This window comes from Acidimicrobiales bacterium, from assembly GCA_036378675.1.
Classification (GTDB): domain Bacteria; phylum Actinomycetota; class Acidimicrobiia; order Acidimicrobiales; family Palsa-688; genus DASUWA01.
The window spans coordinates 39,632-63,832 of sequence record DASUWA010000065.1 but is presented as its reverse complement, the minus strand read 5'-3'; the positions used below and the strand labels follow the sequence as shown (position 1 = coordinate 63,832).

Here is a 24,201-nt window from a genome sequence, read left to right as displayed (position 1 = left end):
GCGAGACGGATTGCAAACTTCCTTCCCTACGCGCGCTTCGAGGTTCTCGACGGCGCCGGCCACCAGTTGATGCAGGAGCGCCCCTACGAGATCGCGTCGCTCCTGGACGAGTTCTCCAAGAGCGCGGACGTGGTCTCCAGCCCGTAACCGACGCGTGGTGGTTCGCAGACACGTCTGGGTGAGCGGCCGAGTGCAGGGGGTGTGGTTCCGGCAGTCTTGCGCGGAGGTTGCCAAACATCTCGGTGTAACCGGTTGGGTGCGCAACCGCCCTGACGGGCGAGTCGAAGCAGTGTTCGAAGGGGACGAGACCGTCGTGGAGGAGATCGTCACCTGGTGCTACCAGGGCCCTCCCCGCGCGGTCGTCAGCGAGGTCGAGGTGGTATCCGAGGATCCCGAGGGATCGGTCGGGTTCTCAGTCATTTAGGGGTTATTTACGGTCCTCGCCGCCCTGTTTCCGCGATCTCTCGCGACACCACTTCGCGCGCTCGGAGGGATTCGAACCCCCAACCTTCTGATCCGTAGTCAGATGCTCTATCCATTGGGCTACGAGCGCTGGGAAGTTACGATTCTACCAGCGAAGCCAAAGAGGCCCACCCGGGACAAAACCCCCGTTCGGAGCGGGAATTGCCCCGAACTTCAGGTTTACGCGGGGTGAACCCCAGGCTAAGGTCTCCCGTCGACTGATGCCGAGGGCGGTGTCTCAGCCGGGCGGGTGGTGCGCGGCCGGGGCCCAAAGGGAGGTCTTGAATATGGTCGCAGTCCGCCAGGTCGCCGACGAGTTCCGCGGGTCCTCAGCCGGAGGGGACAGTCCGGGGAGGCGAATCCCCCAGAAACGGGGGGACCGAGACAGACCAGCGAAGCGCACGGCGCTCATGCGGCGCCGGCGCACCGTGTTGATCTGCGCGGCCATCGCGGCGTCACTCGCGGTCGCCGCCCTCGGGTCGGGGTCTGGTGCCGTCTGGGCAGCTTTCGTGGTCGTGATCTTTGCCGGCGCCGGCTATCTCGGGCTGCTCCATCGCTTGCGCCGGATAGCAGCCGAGCGCGAGTTCGCCGCGATCCTCGGCTCCTCGCTCGTCGACGTAGTGACGCTCGGCGACATCCCGGGCCTCGGAGCCGCATCGGGCGAGGCGCAGGCGTCCGGCGCGACCCCGAGTCCCTCGTCGCTGCGGCAGGCGTTGGCGGTCGCCCACTTCGTGGTCGCCAGCCTCGCGGGGTGGGCGCTGTCCCCACTGGTGTTCGCTCTCACCCTGTTGATCGGGGAGAAGCCCAAGGACTCGACCGGTCAGCGCTGGTTGGCCGCCCTGCAGGCGGCTCAGCAACGCATGAAAGAACAGTCCCTCAGGACGATCGCCGTGTCGGCCGCTACCACCGCGAGCGTCACTGCCGCCGGCACGGTTGCGGTGTTCGGCGGAGCGGGTGTTGCGTCGGCGGCGAGCCTGACCGCGAGCGCGGCGATCCCGGCCGGTTCCTCGCTGTCCTCTGGCGTTCCGCTGGTCGCCGCTGTACCGCAAACGACTTACCGCGTGGTCTCGGGCGACACGCTCTCCGGGATCGCCGCCCGGTTCGGGACCACCGTCGCCGTCCTGACATCCGCCAACCGGATCTCCAATCCGGACCTCATCTATGCAGGCCAGGTGATCAGCGTTCCTGGCGGATCGGCCCCCGCGGCTACGGCCGGCGGTGGGACCTACACCGTTGTGGCCGGGGACACCCTGAGCAGAATCGCCGCTCGCTTCGGTACGACGACCGGAGCGCTCGCTGCAACCAACGGGATCGCCAACCCGAACCTGATCTACGTCGGTCAGGTGCTGAAGGTCGGCGGAGGAACCGCTAACACGAACGCGACGCTCACGTCTGCTCCTAGGCCGGACCCGGCCCCCGCGCAGGCGCCGGCGCCGGTAGTCAGCTCGGCCGGCCAGGTCGCCGCACAGGAGGCGTTGGCCCAAGTCGGCAAGCCCTACCAGTGGGCAGGTTCCGGGCCGAACGCGTTCGACTGCTCAGGCCTGGTCATGTACTCGTGGGCTCATGCTGGAGTGTCCCTGCCGCACTACTCGGTGGCCCAGTACCAGGACAGCGCCCGGATCGGCGAGTCTGAGCTGCGCCCGGGCGATCTCGTTTTCTACAACAACGGCAGCGGCGCCCAGCCCGGGCATGTCACCATCTACGTGGGCAACGGGCAGGTGGTGACCGCCGACTCACCGGGTACTTACGTGCGGGTCGTTCCGCTCGACTGGGACGGGACGCCGATGGGATTCGGGCGAGTCGGCTAAGCGGCATCGCAGGGGCGTTCCGCCTCGCTTTGGGCGTGACTTCGCGGTTTGGGAGTGGATTTCGACCGCAAGGCGTCGAATCCGACACCCAAACGCAACTTGTCAGGCCCAGACGGCTGGGCAGCGCGGCCGGCGGGGCGGCGTGACGGTCTACCGGCCCCTGACCGGAAGAGTGCGTGACGTTCGCGCGGCCGGCTAGCCCTTCTTCGCGGGAACCGTGGTGGTCGTAGAGGTAGTCGGCGGTGGCGGCGCCGGCATCGAGAAGACGATCGTCTTCGTGGCCAACTGAGTCGCCGAACCCGCGGCCGGGGTGACCGTCACTGTCAAGGTGACCGGGACACCCTGCGGAGGGTTGAGCGGACCGAGGTTCTCGATGGTGTGAGCCTGGCCCGGTACCAAGTCGACGAAGTCCTTCGCCGACGCGGCGCCCGACGAAGGCGAGATGGAAGCGGTCACCGTCAGGTTCCGCTCGGGCTGGTTGCCGGTATCGGCGACAACGATGGTCACGGTGATGGCTCTCGCGTCGGGCAACACTTCAACCGAGCCCTGACCGCTCACGGGTGACGGCGTCGTCGTGACCGCGTAGACGCTCACCTCGTGAAGCGGCGTGCTGCTCGCCGAACTGTGCAGGCTCGCAAGGAACACCTGCGCCGTTTGGGGCTGGTAGGGACCGTTGCTGCCAAGCCACTGAGACTCTGGCATCGTCACACCCACCTTGGGAATGGTCGACGAAAACAGCCGGTACGCCTGATCGGCAACCTGGAGGTCGTTGCCTGCCGTTTGCAGTTGACTGGCGTTATCACCAAGCGGGGTAACGGAACTCAGCGTCTGTGCGATCGCTCCCTGGATGAGCGACGAGGCCTGGCTCCGGGCAAGGAGGCACGCTTCGAGCAATCCCGCCGAACCAGCGAGGTTCGGTGGCGGACGCAATGCCACGACCTGTTTGTAGGCGGTGCTCGCACCGGACGCCACCTGATCGACGAGCGCGGTGACCTGGGCCGGCTTCATCGTGAGACCATTCGCCCACAACTGGTCCAGCTGCACGCCTTCGGTGTTGGATGTGGCGATAACAGGAAGCACCCGATCAACCCATGCGCCCGCAGCGAGTTGCTGCCCCGGTCCCGGCGAACGCGCATGCAGGGACGCGTCGACCAGCAGAACCACCAACGTGATCACGATTCCGACGAACAACCACCGCGCTCCGGCGCCGCGGCGCGCTGACCGGCCAGCTAGCGCCATACCGGCCTTACGATAGCGATCATGCGATATCGGCAATTGGGCCGAACAGGCCTGACGGTCTCGGAAGTGGGCCTTGGATGCAACAACTTCGGCGGTCGCCTCGGTCTGGAGGAAACGAGAAACGTAGTAGACGCGGCGATCGATGAAGGGGTCACGCTCCTCGATACCGCGAATAGCTACGGAAATCGGGGCGGCAGCGAGACCCTTCTGGGCGAGGTGCTGAAGGGGAGACGTGAGCAAGTAGTGCTCGCAACCAAGTTCGGATCGGACATGGGTGAGGGCCCGAACGTCGCCCGCGCCTCAAGGTGGTACATCCGCCGTGCGGTCGAGGCGAGCCTCAGGCGCTTGCAGACCGACCACATCGACCTCTACCAACTGCACCTTCCAGATGGCACGACGCCCATCGAGGAAACGCTCGATGCGCTGAGCGACCTCGTGCACCAAGGCAAGGTTCTCTACGCCGGGTCATCAAATTTGTCGGCCTGGCAGGTGGTGGAAGCCGAATGGACCGCCCGCGCCTCCTCGGGTTTGGAACGGTTCGTGTCGGCGCAGAACCACTACAACCTGTTGAACCGCAGAGCGGAGCGGGATCTGCTGCCGGTGTGCCAAAGCTACGGCGTTGGTTTTCTCCCATACTTCCCGCTGGAGAGCGGCCTGCTGACGGGCAAGTACAGGCGGGGCCAAGTGAGCCCCGACGGCACGCGCCTCTCCGGCAACCCGATCGGCGACGACACCTACGACAAGCTGGAGTCCTTTGAGGGTTTTGCCAAGGAGCGGGGACGCACCCTCCTCGAGCTTGCGTTCGCGGGCATTCTGGTGCGCCCGGCAGTGTCATCGGTCATCGCCGGCGCAATGTCCCCCGAGCAGGTAAGGGCAAACGTGAGGGCCGGGGAATGGCAGCTGGCCGGCGACGACCTGGTGGCCTTCAACCAGCTATAACCGGGGCGGCGCCGCTCGCTAGTCGAGATCCTCGGTCAGAAGCTTGAGTACGGCAGCCGTGTCCGACAGGTCGTCCAGAACTACGTCCGCTCCCAGTGGCGCCAGCTGGATTGCGGGGTAGCGCCCCGTGCCCACGAGCAGGCACCTCGCGCCGGCGGCTTCGGCGCACTCGAGGTCTCGCGGTGTGTCGCCGATGACCCAAGCGTCTGCGGGAGAGAGGCGGACGCCGTATACCTGTTCGACTCTCTCCAGAGCGACTGGCACTAGAAGGTTCCTGTCCCAGTGGTCGCTCCCGTAGGCGCCAACCTCCAGGTCGAGCCACGGATCGAGCCCCCAGGCCGCCACCTTCAGCCTTGCGTTGGCGCGAATGTTCCCGGTTACGAGCGTGGAGACCACCCGGTCATCAGCGGAAAGCTCGGCGAGTAGGTCCGCGACGCCCGGGCAGGCGTACCCGCCCGCGGCGAGCTCACCCGCGCCGGCGGCGTCTGCCAAGTGCGCTTCGACGCTGTCGAGAATCGAGCGGACCAGCTCGTCCCCCTCCTCGACCTCCAGTTGATCGAGGTACTCGCGAACGATCTGGGGATCGGTCTTGCCGCTCATCCCCACCCGGGTGGCCGGCCGCAAGCCGAGAATGCTTTCGAGGGCCAGGTCGAAAACCGCCGCGCCCAGATCGCCCGCCCTCACCAGGGTGCCGTCAACGTCCCAGAGCAGGAGCCGGCGAATCATTCGAATCACGGTACCGGCGCCTCCCACCAAGTTCGCGTCGAACGACCGTCCACCCCTGGGGCAGACTGCGTCTGGTGAACATCCAACCCGTGCGCATGACCGAAACGCCCGAATGGAAGGCCCTTTCGGAGCACCACCGCGAGCTGGCCGACGTCCATCTCCGAGACCTCTTCTGCCGGGATCCTGACCGCGGAACCGAGCTCTCTCTCCAGGTGGGCGACCTGTACCTCGACTATTCGAAGAACCGCCTGACCAAGGAGACCATCCGGTTGCTCGTCGCTGCAGCCGAGCGGTCGGGCCTGCGTGAACGGATCGATGCGATGTGGGCCGGAGAGCACATCAACGTCACCGAGGACCGGGCCGTGCTGCACGTCGCATTGCGAGCACCCCGGGACGAGACGGTCGTCACCGAAGGCCACAACGTCGTCCCTGACGTACACGCGGTCCTCGACAAGATGGCTGCCTTCTCGGAGAGGGTGAGGGCCGGTGAGTGGCGCGGCCACACAGGTGAGCCGATCAGCACCGTCATCAACATCGGTATCGGCGGCTCAGATCTCGGGCCCGCGATGGCATACGAAGCGCTCACCGACTACGTGGAGCCGCGCATCGAATGCCGGTTCGTTTCGAACGTCGATGGTTGCGACATCTATGAGGCAACCAAGGATCTCGACCCCGCCACGACTCTGTTCGTCGTGAGCTCCAAGACGTTCACGACGCTGGAGACGATCACCAACGCGAACTCCGCCCGCGAGTGGTTGATCGCCGGCCTGAAGGAGGAGTCGGCGGTGGAGCGACACTTCGTCGCGGTGTCGACGAACAAGGAGAAGGTCTCCGAGTTCGGCATCGATCCGGAGAATATGTTCGTCTTCTGGGACTGGGTCGGCGGGCGCTACAGCTACGACTCGGCGATCGGGTTGTCGCTCATGATCGCCATCGGCGCGACCGCGTTCGCAGAGATGCTCGAGGGCTTCCACCTGATCGATGACCATTTCCGCAGCGCACCCTTCGACCAGAACCTTCCGGCTCTGCTCGGTCTCATCGGGATCTGGTACATCAACTTCTTCGGCACCGAAACTCACGCGGTACTTCCGTACAGCCATTACTTGGGTCGCTTCCCATCGTACCTGCAGCAGCTCGACATGGAAAGCAACGGAAAAAGTGTCACCCTCGCAGGGGAGCCCGTCGACCTTTCAACCGGGCCCGTGGTGTGGGGAACACCGGGGACCAACGGGCAGCACGCTTACTACCAGCTGATCCACCAGGGGACTCGCCTCGTACCCGCCGACTTCATCGGTTTCGTCGATTCCAATCACGAGCTAGGTCCTCATCAGGACTTGCTCACTGCGAACTTCCTCGCGCAGACAGAAGCGCTCGCGTTCGGCAAAACGCGCGAGCAGGTCGAGTCCGAGGGCGTCCCGCCGGCGCAGGTTCCGCATCGCACGTTTCGGGGGAACCACCCGACCAACACGATCCTCGCTCCGAAACTCACGCCAAGGGTGCTGGGCGAGCTGGTCGCTACCTACGAGCACAAGGTTCTGACCCAGGGGGTCATGTGGGGGATCAACTCGTTCGACCAGTGGGGTGTCGAGCTAGGCAAGGCGCTCGCCCAGAAGATCGTTCCGCAGCTCACCTCGGACGCCGACCCCGACCTCCAGCACGACAGCTCCACGAACGCACTGATCCGCCGCTATCGGGTAGCTCGCGGCCACGGCTAACCGTGAATGGGCCCCTGGCGCTGTGCCAGCGGGCGGGCATCACGCCCACAATGCGCGGCGAGTATCTCGGCGACGATGGCCAGAGCCACTTCCGGTGCTCTCCGACCTCCGAGGTCGAGACCGATCGGCCGGTGGATCCTGTCGATGTCGGACTGCTCCACGCCTGACTCGAGTAGCCGCTCGGTTCGCCGGGCCTGCGTTGCGCGCGACCCGAGCGCGCCGACGTAGGCGGCTCCACCGCGAAGGCCCGCGGCAAGCGCGGGGCTGTCGACGTGAGGGTCGTGGCTGAGCACGATGAGGGCGCCGGTATCGCCGGCCCAGTCGAGCAACTCACCGAGTTGGTCGTCTGCGGCAGTGCACGATCGCGTCTCCCATCCGAGAAGATCCGCCTGTGCCCGGATCGCCTCCACTAGCTCGCCGCCTCCCACGACGACCAGCCGAGGCTCCGGCACCCACGCCTCGATCAGGTACTCGTGCCCGGAGTGCTCGACGCGGCGGCGATCCGTGCGGCCGGCGGCAAGCATCGATGCCGCTTCCCCGGTCAGTTCGATTGCGGCGTCGTGATCCCACGAGCGGCCTTCGCGATCGACCACCCAAGCCGGCGACGCCCCATCGAGTGGCGTAATAAGCGCTGCTGGCGCACGCGCGAACAAGAGCTGCCAGAGCCGGCCGGGAATGACCGAAGCCGGTTGAAGCAGGAGATGCGCTCGGCCCCCACAGGCGAGACCCGCCGAAGCGGCCTGCTTGTCGTGAATGTCGAGCGTCAGGGAAGTCACCGACGCTTCCTTTCCAGAAAGCAATGAGCTCGCTGCGTGCTTGAGCTCCTCGTTGCCCAGTCCCGCGAGCAGTGTGCCGTGGAGTGAACCGGTGTCGTCCACCGCGACAAGATCGTCACCGGGCCTGGTGGAGAAGCCCTCGATCTCGACGATCCTCGCGACGACAGCCTGGCGTCCTTGATCTGCTTGCCGGCGAAGCACCTCGACTGCTTCCTGCATGTGACCACCTCCTGACGCAGAGGCTACGCCCGTGCTGCGGGGTACCTTTTTCCGTATGGCGACCAGGAAGACAGCGCTGATCGTTGTTGACGTCCAGCAGGACTTCTGCGAGGGGGGGAACCTCGCTGTTCCCGGCGGGGAGGCGGCCGCAGTCGCCATCAGCGACCTGATCGAGTCGGCTCGCGACGCGTACACCTTGGTCGTGGCGACGCGCGACTGGCACGTCGACCCCGGCGGTCATTTCGCACCCGAGGGCACCAAGCCCGACTTCGTCGACAGCTGGCCGGTCCACTGCGTCGCCGGAACGCCGGGAGCCGAGTGGCATCCCGATCTTCGCCTGCCGGAAACGGCCGTGGTCGTTTCGAAGGGGGAGCACGCGGCCGCCTACAGCGGGTTCGAAGGTGTTACCTCTGACGGTCGCTCGTTGAAGAAGGTGCTCCGGCAAGAGGAAGTAGCCGGTGTCGACATCGTGGGCATCGCGACGAGCTACTGCGTCAAAGCCACCGCCCTGGACGCGGTCAAGGCGGGCTTCTCGACGCGGGTCCTTGCGCCTTTGACCGCCGATGTCGACTCCGCGGTGACGCCGACCACTCTGGAGGAGCTCGCGAGGTCGGGAGTGAAGATCGCCGGCTGAGGAGTTCAGAGGGGCGGTCGCCGTTCAGCCCAAGGAAGTTCCTGCTCGAGTTGGGCTGCCAGCCGCAGAATGGTGACCTCGTCCCAAGGGCCGCCCACCAGCTGAACTCCAACCGGAATGCCAGCAGGCGTCATGTGCGTCGGAACCGAGATCGCCGGCTGACCGGTCATGTTGAAACCCGACGTGAGGACTGCCATCTGAAACACCTGCATCGCGGGCAGGCCCGTCTCCGCACCCGCGTGGACCGCTGCAAGGACTTCTCCCGCGCGCGGCGGGAGAATCGTCATCGTCGGCGTGAGCAGAACATCGAAGTCGCGGCCCCACTGCGCGGTGATGTGCCGGGTGAATCGCTGCAAGTCATGGACCCCTTGCACGTAGGCGAGGCTGTCAACGGCCAGCGCTGCAGCTCGGTTCACCCGGATGTGCGGCTCGACCTTGGTCCAGTCGACGTCGTAGTCGGCCAGGCCGCTGTTGACCACCTTGAGGAACGCGGCCATGAACTCGTCCGGCACCTCGTAGCTGACTTCGTCGACGTGGTGGCCCAACGTTTCGAGTGCCGCTCCGGCCTCACGGGCGGCGACCGCGCAATCCTCGTCGAGGGTGAGCCGCAACGGCGGTTCGTCGAGCAGCCCGATCCGCAGCTTGCCCGGTTCGGCGCCGACCTCCTCGACGAAGGGCCTCGAGGGGGCCGGAGCGTTGTACCACTGGCCCAAGTCGGGACCGCAGGTGACGTCGAGGATTGCGGCGGTGTCGGCCACGTCCCTGGTAAGGAAACCCTCGACTGACCCGCCTTCCCAGGAGTTCACCCGAGTCGGAATCCGGCCGCGGCTCACCTTCAGGCCGACCAGGCCGCAGCACGACGATGGGATCCGGATCGAGCCCCCTCCGTCGTTGCCGTGCGCGACGGAAAACATCCCCGCCGCAACTGCGGCGCCCGCTCCCCCGCTGGAGCCCCCGGGAGTGTGGTCGAGGTTCCACGGGTTGCGGGTAATTCCGTAACGGTCGTTCTCCGCCACGGTGACCGGGCCGAGTTCAGGTGTATTCGTCCGTGCGGTCAGGATGAAACCGGCTTTCTGAAACGCTCCGACTATCAGCTCCGATTCGTCCGAGGGCTTGTCCGAAGCCGCCCATGAGCCGTAGGTGACCGGCCATCCAGCGACGGGAGTCAGGTCCTTTATCGGGATGGGAACTCCATGGAACGGCGGAAGATCGTTCCTTTCGCGGTGGACCACCTCGTCCGCCGCCTTCTTCGCCAGCCGGCGGGCGTCGTCGTCGTTGCGCCAAACGATCGCGTTCACCCGATCGTCGACCTCGTCTATGCGGGCGAGGCTGGCGTCGAGAAGCTCGACCGGGCTGATCCTTCGATCCTTGATCGCTGCTGCCAGCGACCGAGCCGTGGCATAGCGGAGATCGTCGAAGTCTGCCTTGTCTGCGTCCGCCTTCCCTGGGCCTGCCTTCCCTGGGCCTGCCTTCCCTGCGCCTGCCTTCCCTGGGCCTGCCTTCCCTGCGCCTGTCTTCTCTGGCATCACCGCCGACGTTAACGACTGCGATTGATTACCGCTTCGCCGGCGGCAAGGGCCGGTCTGCCTCCTAAACTCGGGTGGATGGAGAACCGGGCGGAGCGCAGAGCACCGTGAACGGGGGTGCGCTGTTCTTCGCGGTCTTTCTAGCCTGCGCCGTGGAGGCGGTCGAAGCGACGACGATCGTCCTTGCGGCGGGAACCGCACGGAGCTGGCGGGCGGCTTTGCAGGGAACCGGCGCCGGTCTCGCTCTGCTGGCGGTCATCATCGCAGCTCTGGGCCCGGCGCTGTCCGCGATCCCGTTGCGAGGCCTACGCGCATTCGTAGGCGGGCTGCTGCTCATACTCGGGCTTCAGTGGCTACGGAAAGCCGTGTTGCGAGCGAGCGGCCACAAGTCTCTCCGCGACGAAGAGAAGGCCTACGAGAGGGAAGTCGCCGCTGCCCGCAACGCGACGCATGAACGGAGAGGGATAGTCCCGGATTGGTACGCGTTCGTGTTGTCCTTCAAGGGCGTGGTTCTCGAGGGACTGGAAGTGGTGTTCATCGTCCTTACCTTCGGGGCCAACCAGCACGACATCCCGCTGGCTGCGATTGCCGCGATCAGCGCGGCGGCGGTGGTGGCGGCGGTCGGGTTTGCGGTGAAGGCGCCGTTGTCGCGGGTTCCGGAGAACACCTTGAAGTTCGTGGTTGGCGTGATGCTCACGTCCTTCGGGATGTTCTGGGGTGCCGAAGGGGCCGGCGCACACTGGCCGGGCAACGACGCGGCCCTCCTGGTCATCATCCCGGGTGTGGCCCTTTATTCTCTGGGCCTGGCCGCGTTGCTGCGGCAGAGCGCTCCGGCAGACCATGGACCCGCCGGCGCCAACGGGGAACGGGCGCTTTCGGAGTCTGCTCCGGCGCCCTTGTCAGCGTCTACGGGCGGAGGCCGTTGATGCGACCGCCTGCACGGGTGTGGAGAGCGGCGCGAGGGTTCTGGGCGTTCTGGTACGACTTCGTCATCGGCGACGACTGGCGGGTTGCCGCAGGCGTGGTCGCGGGCCTGCTCGTAACGTACGGCGTTTCGCAAACGTCGGTCCCGGCGTGGTGGATCGCCCCGTTGGGGGTGATTGCCTTTCTCGGCATCAGCCTGTGGCACGCGACCCGGCCGGCAAGGCGCGAGGTCGCGAGGCGGCGCAGCGAAGCCGCTGGCCGGCCTTAGTCCGCCCTAGTGCCCGCCGGCCTTACCCGGTCCGCCGGCGCTAGGGCTGGTGACCCCGCCGGCTGAATTGGGGTTCGAGGCTCCGTCGGAGCCAGCACTATTGCTGGCGGAGTTGACGCCGTTCGAAGAATGAGTGCCGGAATTACCCGGGCTGGCGGGCTTGCCGGGGGGCGCGGTGCCGTTCTGGGCCGGGTTGTTCTGGGCTGGGCCGCTGTTACCGGGGCTGAACCTGGCAAGGTAGGTGTTGCACCAGGCGACGGTGGCGGCGACAGACGCCTCGGTGCCGTTGCCGGCGTCCTTGCGCAGGTCGGTGAACGCCGTGGAGTTGTTCTCAGGCGGGGTCGCGGTCGAACCGCCGCCAGGCGAGGTGTTCGAGTTGTGTGCCAGGAATGCCCGGCACAGCCCGATCACCGCGTGGAAGTTCGCCGGGCCCGTCGTCGGGAGGTTGAGCGGATTGGTGCTGTTGAGATTCGGGTTGGCCTGTGTCGTGTTGCCGGAGCCGGTGGTCGTTGACGTCGTCGACGTGGGGTCCGACCCTGTTGTGTTGTGGCTGGACCCGTGGGACGCGGAATTGGACGTCTGGGTGGGCAGGCTGCCGGTGGCCGCGGCCGCCGCGGCTCCTGCGCCGAGAACTGCTGCTGCGGTGATAGCGGCGGCGCGAACCGTCGCGAGCTTGGAAACCATTCTCCTCCTCCGGTGCGATCCAGGCCCCAAGGGCGCCAGAACAGGATTCGAGATGGCTGCAACCGCCATCGACACGACGCTCTGCTCGTTTGCCAGCTCGGCGCCGCTCGCCGGCGCCTGGGCAGCCCGAACAACCCTGGCTACCTGCTCGTAGCCGGGAGGCGCATCGTCGGGCGACACGGAGCCGGACAGAATCCGGTCAGCGGTGTGATCGTCGATCGGGGCGTCGATGGGGGGCTTGGCCATCTCGTCCATGTCAATCGCGTCCGGACATCACGGTGTTAACGCCTCAAGAAGGAAATTTTGCTCAGCCAGCTTGCGCAGCGCCTTGTGCTGGAGGCCCCTGACGGCGCCGGCCCTCTTGCCGACAATCCCGGCGACCTCGTCCACGCCGAGCCCACCCAGGATCCTGAGAAGGACCACCTCGGCCTGGTCCTGAGTGAGCGCCGAGGCGATCAGCCCGGCCGCGTGCTGAGCGGTCAGCGACTCGACGGCCTGCGATTCGACGCCGCCCGGGTCGGTGTGCCCCGCATCGACCTCGGCGGTGGGTTCCGCCGGCGGGCGGCGGGCGGCATCACGCCAGTGCTGCACCAGACGGCGGTGTGCGATGGTGAACAACCAGGCCCGGAAGGCGTGCTCGCCCCCGTCGAAGGTCGACAGGTTGCGAGCGGCGCCGATCCAGGTCTCCGCCGCCAGGTCCTCGGACTGGTCTGGTACACGAGAGGCGAAGTAGCGCAGGAGCTGCGGGTTGAGGCCCCGGTAGAGCGCGGAGAAGGCCCACTCCTCGCCCAGCTGGGCGGCGTGGAGCACGATCGGAAAGTCATCGCCCGGCATACCGGTAGACATCGTTACCAGTTATCGGCAGCGGCCAACCGCCGGCGGAGGTAAAACCCTGAGGTTCTGCCGCCACCGGCGGTCAATGCCTGCCGCGTGCGACCGTGCGGGTTAGAGCGGGTGGATCTTAGGGTTCCACCCCGTTCGAACCGGTTGCAGTTCCTCCTACGACCGGGGAGTTGAGATGGATGGCTCCCGTGGACCCGAAGAATGCGGCGTCCCCGAAGTTGAACACTCCGCCGTCACGGGCGAACAGCCAGTAGCCGTTGCCGTCCGGCGTGGCAGCCATGCCGACCACGGGCTGGTTCAGGTGGGTTGCACCCTTCGAGCCGAAGAACTTGGCGGTCCCGAATGTGAAGACCCCGCCGTCCGCGGCTACCAGCCAGTAGCCGTCGCCCTTCGGAGTAGATGCCATACCCACGACAGGAGCGTTCAGGTGCATCGCCCCGGTGGAACCGTGGTAGCCGGCGTCCCCGAAGTTGAACACTCCGCCGTCCTTGGCCACCAGCCAGTACCCCAGGCCGTCCGGAGTCGGAGCCACGCCGACGACCGGCAGGTTCAGGTGGGTGCCACCCTTCGAACCGAAGAACCCGGCGTCGCCGTAGTTGAATATGCCCCCGTCGGATGCGGCGAGCCAGTAGCCCAGGCCGTTCGTTCCGGGTGTTCCGAAAGGCCCGGTGGGTACCGGCGTCTCGGCTATCCCGACAATTGGAGCATTGAGGTGGATCCCGGAGGCCGACCCGAAGTCTGTGGCGTCACCAAGCGGATAGACACTGCCGTCAGCTGAAGCCATCACGTAGCCGCCCTGGTCCCGGGTCTGAGTGATCCCGACAACGGGCGACGCCGGCGGCGAAGCTCCCAACGAGTCATGGAAACCGGCATCCCCGAAGTTGAAGATGCCACCGTCGCCGGCGGCCATCCAATACCCCTTGCCCGGAACGGGCTGGGTGTACAGGAGCGTCGTGCCGTCGAACTGGTTGCCGGACTGGGTCGTGTGGGTCACGTGCCAGTCCTGCCAGATTCCGACGTCCTGGTTGGTGAAGAAGTTGTTGTTGATGGTTGTCATATCCAGGACCGGGGTGACGGGCGCCGGAATGTCGTTCACCTCGAGCGCTATCGCGTCCGTCGTCGGGGCACCGTTCACCGCAGCCCAGTTGTTGGAGTCGAGATAGTTGCCGGTGATCGTCGTGTTGGTGATCGAGTCGTGGGGCGCATTCGAGTGGACGGTGATGCCGCTGAGGAAGCTCTGAACGATCACGTTGTTGGACAAGACCGTTCCGTCGATGACTGCACCAGCAGCATCGGTGGCCACGACGATCTGGCCGATGACCGGTCCATTGGGCCCGAACTGCCCTCGGTGCCCGGTGATGGTGTTGTCGCTCGCGGTGATGCTGTGGAGGCCCGCTCCGGGTATATACGCCTCGAGGACGATCGCGCACCCGTTGAAGTTGTCGTGAACGTCGTTGTGGGAGATGATGTCGCCCGACGATGCGGAGTTGGCCGCGGGCCCGGCCAATGCAGCCGGATCCATGCTCCCTCCCTCGTCGGTGACCCCGATCCCGCCGTCGGCGATGTTCCCGAAGACGGAGTTCGCCGAGACCGTCGATCCGGTGACGCCGACGAGCATGATCGCCTTGTCGGTTTTGATAGCAGCATGTGGGTTGACGCCGTTACCGTTGACCGTGCTGTTTTGAATGGTCAGCCCGGATACCTGCTCGGCCATGATCCCGTGGTCGTTGGCCCCGGTAACGGTGATGCCGGTGATCGTTACATTGTTGGCACCCGGTGCGACGTAGATCCCCAAGTCGCAGCCGGTGGCGTCGAGAGTTCCGTTGCTGCCGCCATGAGCGTTGATGTAGCCGGCGTCGACCAACTGGCCTGCTGTCGATACCACGACTGCGGCGGTCAGACCGTTCAATGGAAGGGCCGCGGAGCATATTGGACCTGCGGAGGCTGCTTCACCCCCCGCCGTGACCCCTAGTCCGACCACCGGACCCGTCACTGTCGCGAAGGCCGCGCCAACGAGCACGGCACGCCTGAACAGACCCCGACGTATCATTTGCTACCCCTTTCCCTCCCGGTGTGGCTGCGCGGTGGAACCGAGCAACGCCGGTTTTCCTACCACCGCGATTTCGCCCTCGCAACGATCTGTGCCCGATTGTGCGGGTGGCCACGCGCGCTTCGGGCGGAAAGCGGCTTTTGTTTGAGGGCTCCGCCGGCGGGCCGGTCCGAAGGGGCAAAGGGCCGACTCCGCCAGCGGAGTTGGAGAACCTTATCGGTTGCTCGCGGTTTTAGCAGGACACGGAGTGGGGTCCCACGGCTGGTTTTGGTCCGACGCGGCACTGGGTTTCTGCCCGCCGGGAGTCGGGACCGAAAGAGTCGTCGGAGTAGTCGTGGGTGCGGTCGAACGAGCAACGGTCGTGCTCGGCCCGCCGCTCGCCGTACCGGTCGCGACAATGGGCTGCACGACCGCGAGCAGCGAGCCTGCCTCAACGTTGACCGTTCCGGGCGGAAGGGCCGGATCCTGATACAGCATCACTGCCCCGGTCAGGTAGTTGGCAACGTAAAGAGCCTGGGCCAAGCCTCCCGCCGGATAGTCGACGAAGGTTTCGGTGGTGCTCGCTGGCACCGGGCGGTTGCCGCCGATCGTCGTGGCGAGGCCGTCGGCTCGTAGGGTGCTGGCCGTTTTGGTGGCGAGGTTGTAACCGCCGGCCAGGTTGTAAACGTTCACCTGCGAAGGGGGATTCGGTTTGGGGAAGGCCGAGCCGTCCCATTGGGAGATGACCTGGTTGTCGGCGGGCTGTACCGGGAAGTCGACGTCGCCGATGTTGGCGCCGTTGTAGGGGTACCCGTAGGCCCCGCCGACGGTCGTGACCGGCAGGGTCATCTCGGGGATCCCATCCGGGTTCAAATGCCGGTAGTGGCTGGCGACGGCGATCAATTGCGACTTCAGTCCAGGATCGATCGTGATCTGGTTGATGATCGCCCCGAGAAACGAGTTGAGGGTGATCGGGTTGGTCAGGCCCTGCGACTTTGCGGTGGAAGCCAGGACCCGAAGGAACGTGTGGTCCCTGACAATCCGGGAAAGGTCTGATTCAGGGTCATAGGGCCAGCTGGTTCGTGGCGCGGTGTCGCCGGGCGGGTCGTACTGCAGGTGGCGGGCCCGCACCAGGGCGAGCGCGGCGGCACCGTTCAGGTGGGTACATCCGGGGGCGGCGACCCACAAACCGGACTGGCGGTCGAACAAAGGCTCCGGGAAGTAGACGCTGATTCCTCCCAGGGCGTTGACCGTGCTCTGGAACCCGTCGAACTCGAGCTCGACGAAATGGTTGATCGGAATGCCGAAGTCGGTCGTGATCGCCTGTATCAGGTTGTCGGGTCCCTTCTTCCCGTCGTTCAGCGCGGCGTCGATCTTCTGGTAGGACCCGACCGGGCTGCCCGGCGGCATGGGCACGAAGAGGTCTCGCGGGATGGACAGCAGCGAAGCGGTGTTCTTGGCCGGGTCCAGGTGAAGGATCATGATCACGTCGCTCAGCGATCCCGAAAGCGCCGTGGGCGAGCCGAAGTTCTGGGCTTCCGACCGGCTTATGTCCGCGCGTGACTGGTTGCCGATCAGGAGGATGTTCTCGGGCTGGAGTCCGCCGGCGCCGTCAGCTCCGCTCACCGTCTTGGACAGGTGGGGAGCCGACAGAGTCCGGATCGAGTCCAGCTTGAACCGCACGTACCCGTACAGAGCACCCGAGATCACGAGGCACGTGGCGACGGCCACGTTCGCCCCGATTAAAAGCCGGTGCGGCCACCGGCGCTTCGGGATGAGCCTCGGGTGTGGTGGCCGGTAGCTTCTGCGGGAGCGGGCGGGACTTGAAAAGTCGGGGGGTATTCGAACCTCCTGAAAACGGTCCCGCCTGGCCGGTAGGCGAACAGGCTAGCCGGAGAGGCTCGCAAAACTGAGATCAACGGCGAGAGACATCCGCCCCCCAACCTGCCCCGACGCGGCGTGGGCGAGGGGGGACTTGAACCCCCACATCCTTTCGGACACAGGAACCTGAATCCTGCGCGTCTGCCAATTCCGCCACTCGCCCGAGTGGATCCACGAGCATACCCAAACAGGTCCGCTCGGCCCTTCGGCGACACGAGGCTCCGAGCGGCAGGAGATCCAAGCCTCCCCCGAGTACGCTCGGGCTTGCACCATGGGACTGCAACAGTTCGAACGGCGCTTGGAGCGCATGGTCGAGGGAGTATTCGCGCGGGCGTTCCGCAGCGGACTGCAGCCGGTCGAGATCGGCCGGCGCCTCACCAGAGAGATGGACCTCCGCAGAACCATCGCGCCTCGCGGGACGCTGGCTCCCAACGACTTCACCATCCTGTTGTCGCCGAGCGACCGGAACCGGTTTGCCGCGATCGAGGAGGAGCTCGTCACAGAGCTGGAGGCTGTCGCGCGCGACCACGCCGATGCGGAGCGATACACGCTCCTAGGGCCGGTGAGCGTCGTAATAGACAGCGACCGCGACCTCGCACCGGGGATGATTCTGATCTCCGGGGAAATGGTCAAGGCTGACGAACCGCCCCCCGCCGCGCTCGTCCTGCCGGATGGGCGGAGGATGGCGTTGAGTCCCAAGCCTTTGACGATCGGCCGGATGCCCGACTGCGGTCTCACCCTCGCCGACCCGAACGTCAGCCGGTACCACGCTGAGATCCATCCTGTCGACGGCGGATCCAGTGGACTCAGCGCGCCCGCCAGCTTCGAGATCGCCGATCTCGGGAGCACCAACGGCACCCGCATCAACGGGATACCTGTCAACGCCCCGCAAACGCTGCGAAACGGGGACCAGATCACTCTGGGCGCAACAACTATCCGCTTCGACCAAGGGTAAAAGAGGCGGCCCTCGGCTCGTGCCAGACCCTGTTCTGACGCTCCTCAAGTATGTCTTCCTCGCGATCCTCTACCTCTTCTTTCTGCGCGTGCTCCGCGCGGTCTGGATCGAGTTGCGCGAGCCCAAGCCCGCGCCGGTGCCGGACAGCGCCGGCGGAGCGACCAGCCCGCCGCTCGCGAGGCCCCTGCCCGAGACACCGGCCGGCACCGCACAACGACTCGGACCCGAGAAGTTGGTCGTCCGCGAACCAGCTGAGCTCAGCGGAGTCGAGTTCCTCCTCTCCGACGAGATGACCGTCGGCCGGGCGGCCGGCTGTGGTGTCGCCCTGCCCGACGACACCTTCGTCTCTCAGCTGCACGCGCGGGTTTTCCGCCGCGACGGCGATCTGTTCGTCGAAGACCTGGGATCCACCAACGGGACCTACCTCAACGGTAAGAAGGTGTCCGCGGCGTCCGTAATGCGCAAAGGAGACCGTGTCCAGGTGGGGCGGACGACTCTGGAGCTGCAGAAGTGATCCAACTGCGCGCAGGTTCCGCAACCGACGTCGGGCTCGTCCGGACCAACAATCAGGACCGGCTCCTGATGGCCGATCCCCTCTTCGCGGTTGCCGACGGGATGGGTGGTGCTGCTGCGGGCGAGGTCGCGTCGGCGACCGCAGTCGAGGGCCTGCAGGACGCCTTCGGCCAAGCCGGCGAGGCCACCCCGGAGGCCCTGATGGAAGCGGCCCGCACCGCAAACCGGGCCGTCTGGAACCAGGCCGAAGCCAACCCCGAGATGCGCGGGATGGGCACGACACTGGTTGCGCTCGCGTTGGTGGACGGCGGCCGCCTCGCGGCGGTCAACATCGGTGACTCTCGTCTCTACCTCCTTCGCGGCGACGAATTCCGCCAGGTGACCAGCGACCACAACCTGGTCGCCGAACTCGTTGCAGAAGGCCGGATATCGAAAGAAGAAGCGGAATTCCACCCGAGGCGGAACATCATGACCCGCGCGCTCGGCGTGGATCCGGACGTCGAAGTTGACCTGTTCGTGGAGGAACCCCGGCCCGGCGACCGCTACCTGCTGTGCAGCGACGGTCTCCCCCGCGAGCTTCGCGACGATCACATGGTCTCTATCCTCCGTCGCTTCGCCGACCCGGAAGAAGCCGCCAAGGAACTCGTGGACGAAGCGAAGCGCCGAGGCGGTAACGACAACATCACCGCGGTCGTCGTCGATGTGGTCGACACGGAGTCTTCTGCGGCACCGGCGCCTGAGCAGGAAAAAGACCCCACGGTCGTCGTCCCCACGCCGGCTCCGGAGCCTTCGCCCGCCGCGGAGCCTCGAGACGCCGAGGCGGAGCGCGGAAAGCCGACAGCGAAGGTGATCACGCTTCGCGTGGTCGCATTCTTCGGCGTGCTCATCCTTGTACTCGCGCTGGCCGCGGTGGCCATCGGCTGGTACGCCCGCGGCAGCTACTTCGTGGGGCTCAGGGGCGACCGGGTCACGATCTATCAGGGTCGGCCGGGAGGAGTGCTGTGGTTCGACCCCACCGTCGCACAGCGGACGAACGTGACGACCGGCGAGGTCCTGCCCCACCAAATCCCGCGGCTGCGAGCCGGACAGGAGGAGTCCTCCCTGGCCGACGCACGCGCGTTCGTGAGAAGCCTTGTCGCTGAGGCAAACGCCGCGCGCTCTGCCCAATCGCCGACCACGACCGCTCCGTCCTCATCGGTCCCGACACCCAGCGCCACGTCCCCGCCGCCCACGACATGAGCCCTTCCCCCGCGCGGCGGCGCACCGAGCTGGGACTGATCGTCCTCGCTGTTGTCCTGACGGGAGGGCTCTACGCCCTGGCGGGGCTCGGCAAGGCCGGCAACCTTCCGGCCAACATCGGACCTTTCCTGATCATCATCTTTGCCTTGCTGCTGATCGCCCACGTGGCGATGCGCAAGCTGGCACCCAACGCGGACCCGATCCTCTTGCCCACCGCGGGCCTGCTCAACGGGATCGGCTACGTGTTCATCGCCCGCCTATCGAGCCACGAGGCGAGGTTGCAGGCGGTGTGGACCGCGCTCGGCATCGCCTGTTTCGTCGCCACGCTCGCGCTGGTTCGCAGGGCGCGCGACCTCGAGCGGTATCGCTACAGCTTCGCGTTCGCCGGGATCGTGCTACTGCTGCTGCCACTCGCTCCCGGCATCGGAGAAAACATCAACGGCGCCCGGCTCTGGATCCACCTCGGCTCCTTCAACTTCCAGCCGGGGGAGATCGCCAAACTGGCGTTGGCGATCTTCTTCGCGTCCATCATGGTCGAGCGGGCCGATCTTCTCAGCCAGGGAACCAGGCGGCTCGGCAGGTTCCTCGTCCTGGATCCGCGTTACCTCGCCCCGATCCTCGCAGCATGGGGCCTGTCACTGGTCATCTTCTTCACCGAAAACGACCTCGGCTCGTCCTTCCTTTTCTTCGCGCTCTTCATCGGCATGCTGTGGGTCTCCACCGGGCGCTTCTACTACCTGGGCCTCGGGACCGCACTCTTCGCGATCGGCTCGTTCGTCGCACTCAAAGTCATCGGCCACACCAAATCGCGCGTCGACGCGTGGCTCAACCCCTGGCCGCACGCGAATACCACCGGGTACCAGCTCATCCAGGGTTGGTTCGCAATCGCGGCGGGCGGGCTGTTCGGCGAAGGACCCGGGCAGAGCAACGTCGGCCACATTCCGGAGGCATCCACCGACCTGATCTTCGCCGTGATCGCCGACGAGCTCGGTCTGGTCGGAGCCGCTGCGCTCCTGATGGGATTCCTGCTCATGGTCGGGACCGGGCTTCGCGTCGCAGTCCGCTGTGAGCGCCAGTTCGAGAAACTGCTTGCCACCGGTCTGTCGCTGATCATCGGGGTCCAAACGTTCGTGATCGTCGGCGGGGTGACCCGCCTTATCCCGTTGACGGGTATCACCCTCCCGTTCGTTTCGTACGGGGGGTCGTCGCTGATCGCCAACTACATCCTCTTGGCGTTGTTGCTGCGGATCTCGCATGACACCGAGACACCACTCGAGCCCGCTCTGCGCGGCGTCGTGCTGGAAGAGGCGGTGCGGACGTGAGAGGGATGAATCGCCAGATCCGTCTCGCCGGGCTCGGGGTGATGATCTTGTTCGTCGGGCTGGTGCTGCAGCTCACCTACGTGCAGATCGTTCACGCCAATGCCCTGGAGGCGAATCCCCTCAACGGACGCGCCGTCGTCAAGGAGTACACCGCCAAGAGAGGCGACATCATCTCCGCAGACGGAGTGACTCTCGCCGCCTCAGCCCCGAGCAACGACCAGTTCAAATATGTGCGCCAGTACCCGACCGGCGCTCTTTTCGAACAAGTCACTGGATTCTTCTCCTTCACGTACGGATCTGACGGCGCCGAACGCACCTACGACAAGGTCCTAACGGGAAGAAAGGGACCGTTCCATCTACCCACGAGCATCAGTGGGATTCGCCAACTCTTCGCCAATCAAGACAAAAGCCAGTCGATCACACTCACCCTTCTCAACAGCCTGCAAACGCTCGCGCAAAAGGAGCTCGCAGGCAGAACCGGTTCCGTCGTGGCACTGAACCCGAAGACAGGCGCCATACTCGCCCTCTACTCGAACCCGAGTTTCGACCCGAGTCAGCTGTCATCGCACAACCAGCAACAGGTGCAGGCTGCGTACAAAGCACTGGTTGCACAGCCTGGCGGTGTACTGGCGCCGGGGGCGTACCGGCAGCGCTGGTTCCCCGGCTCGACGTTCAAGATCATCACCGCGTCCGCGGTATACGACCGCCAGCCGCCACTCGCCAGCAAGACCTACCCGACGCTGTCAGCCCTGCCTTTGCCTCAGACAACCAACCAACTGCACAACTTCGCCGGCGAAACGTGCGGCGGCCAGCTACCCGAGCTGTTCACCGTCTCCTGTGACACCGGGTTCGGGCAGATCGGGCTGGACCTCGGCGGCCAGTCACTCACGAACGAAGCGCTGTCCTTCGGTTTCAACCAGACTCCCAGCATCGATCTGCCGTTCGCTGCGCGGTCCGTTTTCCCCCAGGCGAACACGTTTGCTTTCGACCAGCCCGGGCTCGCGTACTCGGCGATCGGTCAGCAGGACGTCCAAGCGACGCCCCTCGAGATGGCGCTGGTCGCCGCCGGGATCGCCAACGGGGGATCGATCATGGCACCCCACGTCCTCGACCATGTCACCAACTCGCAGAACCAGATCGTCAGCACCTACCAGCCGAAGCAGTGGATGCAGGCCACTTCGGCTTCCACCGCGTCGCAACTAACCCAGCTGATGCTTTCGGTCGTCGACTCCCCGAACGGCACCGGCGCCGCGGCGCGGATTCCCGGTGTCGAGGTCGCCGCGAAGACGGGTACCGCGCAAACCGGGACCAACCAGATAGACGCGTGGTTCGCCGCGTTCGCGCCGGCACAGAACCCCGATATCGCCGTTGCCGTGCTCCTTCCCAACCAGCCGTCCGCCAACGAATATCAGGGCGGCACGCTCGCCGCACCGATAGCCAAGGCCATCATCCAGGCCTACCTGCAATCAAAACCACCCGCACCCGTGACCCAGTCACCCGCCCCGTAGGCTCGTAAGCGAATGCAGCAAGAGCAGGTTTTCAGCGACCGCTACCAGTTGGTCAGTCATATCGCCAGAGGAGGAATGGCCCAGGTGTACCTGGCGCGGGACCTCCTCCTCGACAGGCCGGTCGCCCTCAAGGTTCTGTTTCCCGAGCTGTCCATCGACAGGGCTTTCGTGGAACGGTTCCGACGCGAAGCGAAGGCCGCCGCCAATCTCAGCCATCCGAACATCGTTTCGATATTCGACTGGGGTCAGGGCGAGAACACCTATTTCATCGTCATGGAGTACGTGTCGGGACGCACCCTTTCGCAGATGCTCCGCGAGGGACCGCTCGACTCGCCACACGCCGCGCGCATCGCGGCCGACGTGGCGGCGGCCCTCGATTTCGCGCACCGCCACGGCGTGATCCACCGCGACGTCAAGCCCGGCAATGTCTTGATCAACGAGTCCGGGCAGGTGAAGGTCGCCGACTTCGGCATCGCCCGCGCCATCGGGGCTGGAGCAGCCGAGGACCTGACCCAGACCGGGTCGGTGATGGGCACCGCTACCTACTTCTCACCCGAACAGGCGCAGGGCTTCGGCGTGGACCCGAGAAGCGACGTGTATTCGCTGGGCGTCGTGCTGTACGAGATGCTTGCGGGACGGACGCCTTTCACCGGCGACAGCCCGGTGTCGATCGCCTACAAGCACGTCAAAGAGACGCCCGAGCCAATTCGAGCGCTCAACCCGGCGGTACCCGCCGGTCTCGAGTCGATCGTCATGAAGGCCCTCGCGAAGCAGCCGGACGACCGCTACCAAAGCGCCGAGGAGCTGCGCTCCGATCTCGGCCGTTACATGCAGGGCCAACCGATCATGGCCTCGGCTGAGCCGACACGTGTGGCCACAGCTGTGGGCGCCGGGGTTGGCGCGACCGGTCATGGAGGACCGGCAGGCGCAGCAACGATGGTCAACCCGCCGGCCGGCGGGACCGCCCCGATGCCGCTCACCTCGACCGGAGAACCGCCTGGCGGGGGCCCCGGCGACAGGCGCTCTCGGGCTGCGGCGTGGGGTGTGGGCGCCGCGATACTCCTGCTTGCGCTCGCCGCCGGCATCTTCTTCCTCGGAAGAGCGGAAGGCTGGTGGGGAACCTCCACGAAGAGCCTGACCCTGCCCAATCTGGTCAACAAGCCGGCCCCCGACGCGTTCAGCCAGCTGCAGCAGATGGGCTTCACCAAAGTAAGCGAGCGAACAGAGACCAGCTCGGCCATCGCCCAGGGCAACGTGATCGACACCCAGCCGCCGGCCGGCACGACCATAAAGAGCAACCAGCCGGTCGTGCTGTTGGTGAGCGGCGGCCCGGTCCAGACACAGGTCCCCAACGTGGTCGGAAAGACACAGGAGGAAGCGACCAGCATCCTCCGGCAGGCCGGATTCACGGTGAACGCGATCCAGCAGAACTCGAACACGGTCGCCCAAGGAAACGTCATATCGACCAACCCTCCGCCGGGCACCACGGTCGGCCAGGGCTCGGCCGTCCAGCTCGTCGTGTCGAGCGGGAAGCAGGAGATTCAGGTCCCGTCGGTTGTCGGGCAGACACCCAGCGCCGCCGGTCAAACCCTCGGCCAGCTAGGGCTTCAGGTCAAACAGCTGAACGAGCCGTCGGCGACGATCCCCGCGGGCGAGGTGACCCGGACCGACCCGCCTGCCGGTGCCACTGTTCCTGTCGGCTCGACGGTGACGATCTACGTCTCGACCGGCGCGTCGCAGACCACGGTGCCCAACGTGGTGGGTGACACCCAGTCGCAGGCGGCCCAGCAATTGCAGCAAGCCGGCCTGCAAGCCAACTTCGTAACCGTCCCGGTCAGCAGGCGAAGCCAGGACGGTGTGGTGCAAAGCCAGGACCCCACAGGCGGGACCACCGTCAACCAGGGTTCGACGGTGACGGTGGTCGTCGGTCAGTTCAGCAGCTCGACCACGACTCTCGGAACCACCACGAACACTACGTGATCCAGCCGGGC

Annotated in this window: 21 protein-coding genes and 2 tRNA genes; 13 read left to right on the top strand and 10 right to left on the bottom strand. The window is 65.9% G+C overall.

What is annotated here, in order from left to right; all coding sequences use genetic code 11:
- The first annotated feature begins 178 nt into the window (after positions 1-178).
- Positions 179-424 carry an acylphosphatase gene (locus VFZ97_19620; protein HEX6395648.1) on the top strand — a complete coding sequence of 82 codons (246 nt, stop codon included), beginning with the start codon at positions 179-181 and terminating at the stop codon, positions 422-424.
- Positions 425-480: 56 nt separating this feature from the next.
- Here VFZ97_19620 and VFZ97_19615 read toward each other — a convergent pair.
- Positions 481-553 (bottom strand) — tRNA-Arg (locus VFZ97_19615).
- A gap of 196 nt (positions 554-749) precedes the next feature.
- On the opposite strand from VFZ97_19615, the gene VFZ97_19610 reads away from it, so the two are divergent.
- Positions 750-2,270 (top strand): LysM peptidoglycan-binding domain-containing protein, encoded by a 1,521-nt coding sequence (locus VFZ97_19610; protein HEX6395647.1) that lies wholly within the window; start codon positions 750-752, stop codon positions 2,268-2,270.
- 195 nt (positions 2,271-2,465) lie between these two features.
- Here the strand turns inward: VFZ97_19610 and VFZ97_19605 are convergent, their stop codons facing one another.
- On the bottom strand, positions 2,466-3,509 hold the full coding sequence (locus tag VFZ97_19605) for a hypothetical protein (protein HEX6395646.1): 1,044 nt from the start codon (positions 3,507-3,509) through the stop codon (positions 2,466-2,468).
- A gap of 21 nt (positions 3,510-3,530) precedes the next feature.
- Here VFZ97_19605 and VFZ97_19600 point away from each other — a divergent pair, with 21 nt between their 5' ends.
- Entirely contained in the window at positions 3,531-4,448 is a 918-nt protein-coding gene (locus tag VFZ97_19600; GenBank protein ID HEX6395645.1) for an aldo/keto reductase, read from the top strand.
- Positions 4,449-4,466: 18 nt separating this feature from the next.
- Here VFZ97_19600 and VFZ97_19595 read toward each other — a convergent pair whose 3' ends face one another.
- Positions 4,467-5,174: a haloacid dehalogenase-like hydrolase gene (locus VFZ97_19595; GenBank protein HEX6395644.1), complete on the bottom strand. Its 708-nt coding sequence runs from the start codon at positions 5,172-5,174 to the stop codon at positions 4,467-4,469.
- A gap of 74 nt (positions 5,175-5,248) precedes the next feature.
- Between VFZ97_19595 and pgi the strand changes: the two genes are divergently transcribed.
- Complete coding sequence (pgi, locus tag VFZ97_19590) at positions 5,249-6,889, top strand: glucose-6-phosphate isomerase (GenBank protein HEX6395643.1); 1,641 nt, start codon at positions 5,249-5,251, stop codon at positions 6,887-6,889.
- Here pgi and VFZ97_19585 read toward each other — a convergent pair.
- Positions 6,886-7,884: an XdhC family protein gene (locus VFZ97_19585; GenBank protein ID HEX6395642.1), complete on the bottom strand. Its 999-nt coding sequence runs from the start codon at positions 7,882-7,884 to the stop codon at positions 6,886-6,888. The two genes, pgi and VFZ97_19585, sit on opposite strands and share 4 nt — an antisense overlap.
- A gap of 55 nt (positions 7,885-7,939) precedes the next feature.
- Between VFZ97_19585 and VFZ97_19580 the strand changes: the two genes are divergently transcribed.
- Entirely contained in the window at positions 7,940-8,518 is a 579-nt protein-coding gene (locus tag VFZ97_19580; GenBank protein ID HEX6395641.1) for an isochorismatase family protein, read from the top strand.
- Between the two features lie 5 nt (positions 8,519-8,523).
- Here VFZ97_19580 and VFZ97_19575 read toward each other — a convergent pair whose 3' ends face one another.
- The gene (locus VFZ97_19575) at positions 8,524-10,044 is read right to left on the bottom strand and encodes an amidase family protein (GenBank protein ID HEX6395640.1); all 1,521 of its coding nucleotides are present in this window, start codon (positions 10,042-10,044) and stop codon (positions 8,524-8,526) included.
- 152 nt (positions 10,045-10,196) lie between these two features.
- Here VFZ97_19575 and VFZ97_19570 point away from each other — a divergent pair, with 152 nt between their 5' ends.
- Both VFZ97_19570 and VFZ97_19565 read left to right on the top strand, forming a co-directional pair.
- Complete coding sequence (locus VFZ97_19570) at positions 10,197-10,970, top strand: hypothetical protein (GenBank protein ID HEX6395639.1); 774 nt, start codon at positions 10,197-10,199, stop codon at positions 10,968-10,970.
- Entirely contained in the window at positions 10,970-11,236 is a 267-nt protein-coding gene (locus VFZ97_19565; GenBank protein ID HEX6395638.1) for a hypothetical protein, read from the top strand. Before VFZ97_19570 ends, VFZ97_19565 begins: the two co-directional genes overlap by 1 nt.
- A gap of 6 nt (positions 11,237-11,242) precedes the next feature.
- Here VFZ97_19565 and VFZ97_19560 read toward each other — a convergent pair whose 3' ends face one another.
- From VFZ97_19560 to VFZ97_19540, 5 genes are all read right to left on the bottom strand, one after another.
- The gene (locus VFZ97_19560) at positions 11,243-12,166 is read right to left on the bottom strand and encodes a hypothetical protein (GenBank protein HEX6395637.1); all 924 of its coding nucleotides are present in this window, start codon (positions 12,164-12,166) and stop codon (positions 11,243-11,245) included.
- Positions 12,167-12,193: 27 nt separating this feature from the next.
- A complete protein-coding gene (locus VFZ97_19555; GenBank protein HEX6395636.1) occupies positions 12,194-12,766 on the bottom strand; it encodes a sigma-70 family RNA polymerase sigma factor in 573 nt (190 codons plus the stop codon).
- Positions 12,767-12,881: 115 nt separating this feature from the next.
- On the bottom strand, positions 12,882-14,813 hold the full coding sequence (locus VFZ97_19550) for a right-handed parallel beta-helix repeat-containing protein (protein ID HEX6395635.1): 1,932 nt from the start codon (positions 14,811-14,813) through the stop codon (positions 12,882-12,884).
- A 213-nt stretch (positions 14,814-15,026) separates the two neighbouring features.
- A complete protein-coding gene (locus tag VFZ97_19545) occupies positions 15,027-16,523 on the bottom strand; it encodes an LCP family protein (GenBank protein ID HEX6395634.1) in 1,497 nt (498 codons plus the stop codon).
- A 229-nt stretch (positions 16,524-16,752) separates the two neighbouring features.
- Positions 16,753-16,836 (bottom strand) — tRNA-Leu (locus tag VFZ97_19540).
- Positions 16,837-16,944: 108 nt separating this feature from the next.
- Between VFZ97_19540 and VFZ97_19535 the strand changes: the two genes are divergently transcribed.
- Genes VFZ97_19535 through pknB form a run of 6 tightly spaced genes read left to right on the top strand, consistent with a single transcriptional unit; the run spans position 16,945 to position 24,190 of the window.
- Positions 16,945-17,628, top strand: a complete 684-nt coding sequence (locus VFZ97_19535; protein ID HEX6395633.1) for a DUF3662 and FHA domain-containing protein — start codon at positions 16,945-16,947, stop codon at positions 17,626-17,628.
- A gap of 19 nt (positions 17,629-17,647) precedes the next feature.
- Complete coding sequence (locus VFZ97_19530) at positions 17,648-18,142, top strand: FHA domain-containing protein (protein HEX6395632.1); 495 nt, start codon at positions 17,648-17,650, stop codon at positions 18,140-18,142.
- Positions 18,139-19,380, top strand: coding sequence for a Stp1/IreP family PP2C-type Ser/Thr phosphatase (locus VFZ97_19525; GenBank protein HEX6395631.1), 1,242 nt, complete (start codon positions 18,139-18,141; stop codon positions 19,378-19,380). Before VFZ97_19530 ends, VFZ97_19525 begins: the two co-directional genes overlap by 4 nt.
- Positions 19,377-20,702, top strand: coding sequence for an FtsW/RodA/SpoVE family cell cycle protein (locus VFZ97_19520; protein ID HEX6395630.1), 1,326 nt, complete (start codon positions 19,377-19,379; stop codon positions 20,700-20,702). The genes VFZ97_19525 and VFZ97_19520 overlap by 4 nt, the downstream gene beginning before the upstream one ends.
- 5 nt (positions 20,703-20,707) lie before the next feature.
- The gene (locus VFZ97_19515; protein HEX6395629.1) at positions 20,708-22,210 is read left to right on the top strand and encodes a penicillin-binding protein 2; all 1,503 of its coding nucleotides are present in this window, start codon (positions 20,708-20,710) and stop codon (positions 22,208-22,210) included.
- A gap of 12 nt (positions 22,211-22,222) precedes the next feature.
- Positions 22,223-24,190 (top strand): Stk1 family PASTA domain-containing Ser/Thr kinase, encoded by a 1,968-nt coding sequence (pknB, locus tag VFZ97_19510; protein ID HEX6395628.1) that lies wholly within the window; start codon positions 22,223-22,225, stop codon positions 24,188-24,190.
- Positions 24,191-24,201: the final 11 nt, after the last annotated feature.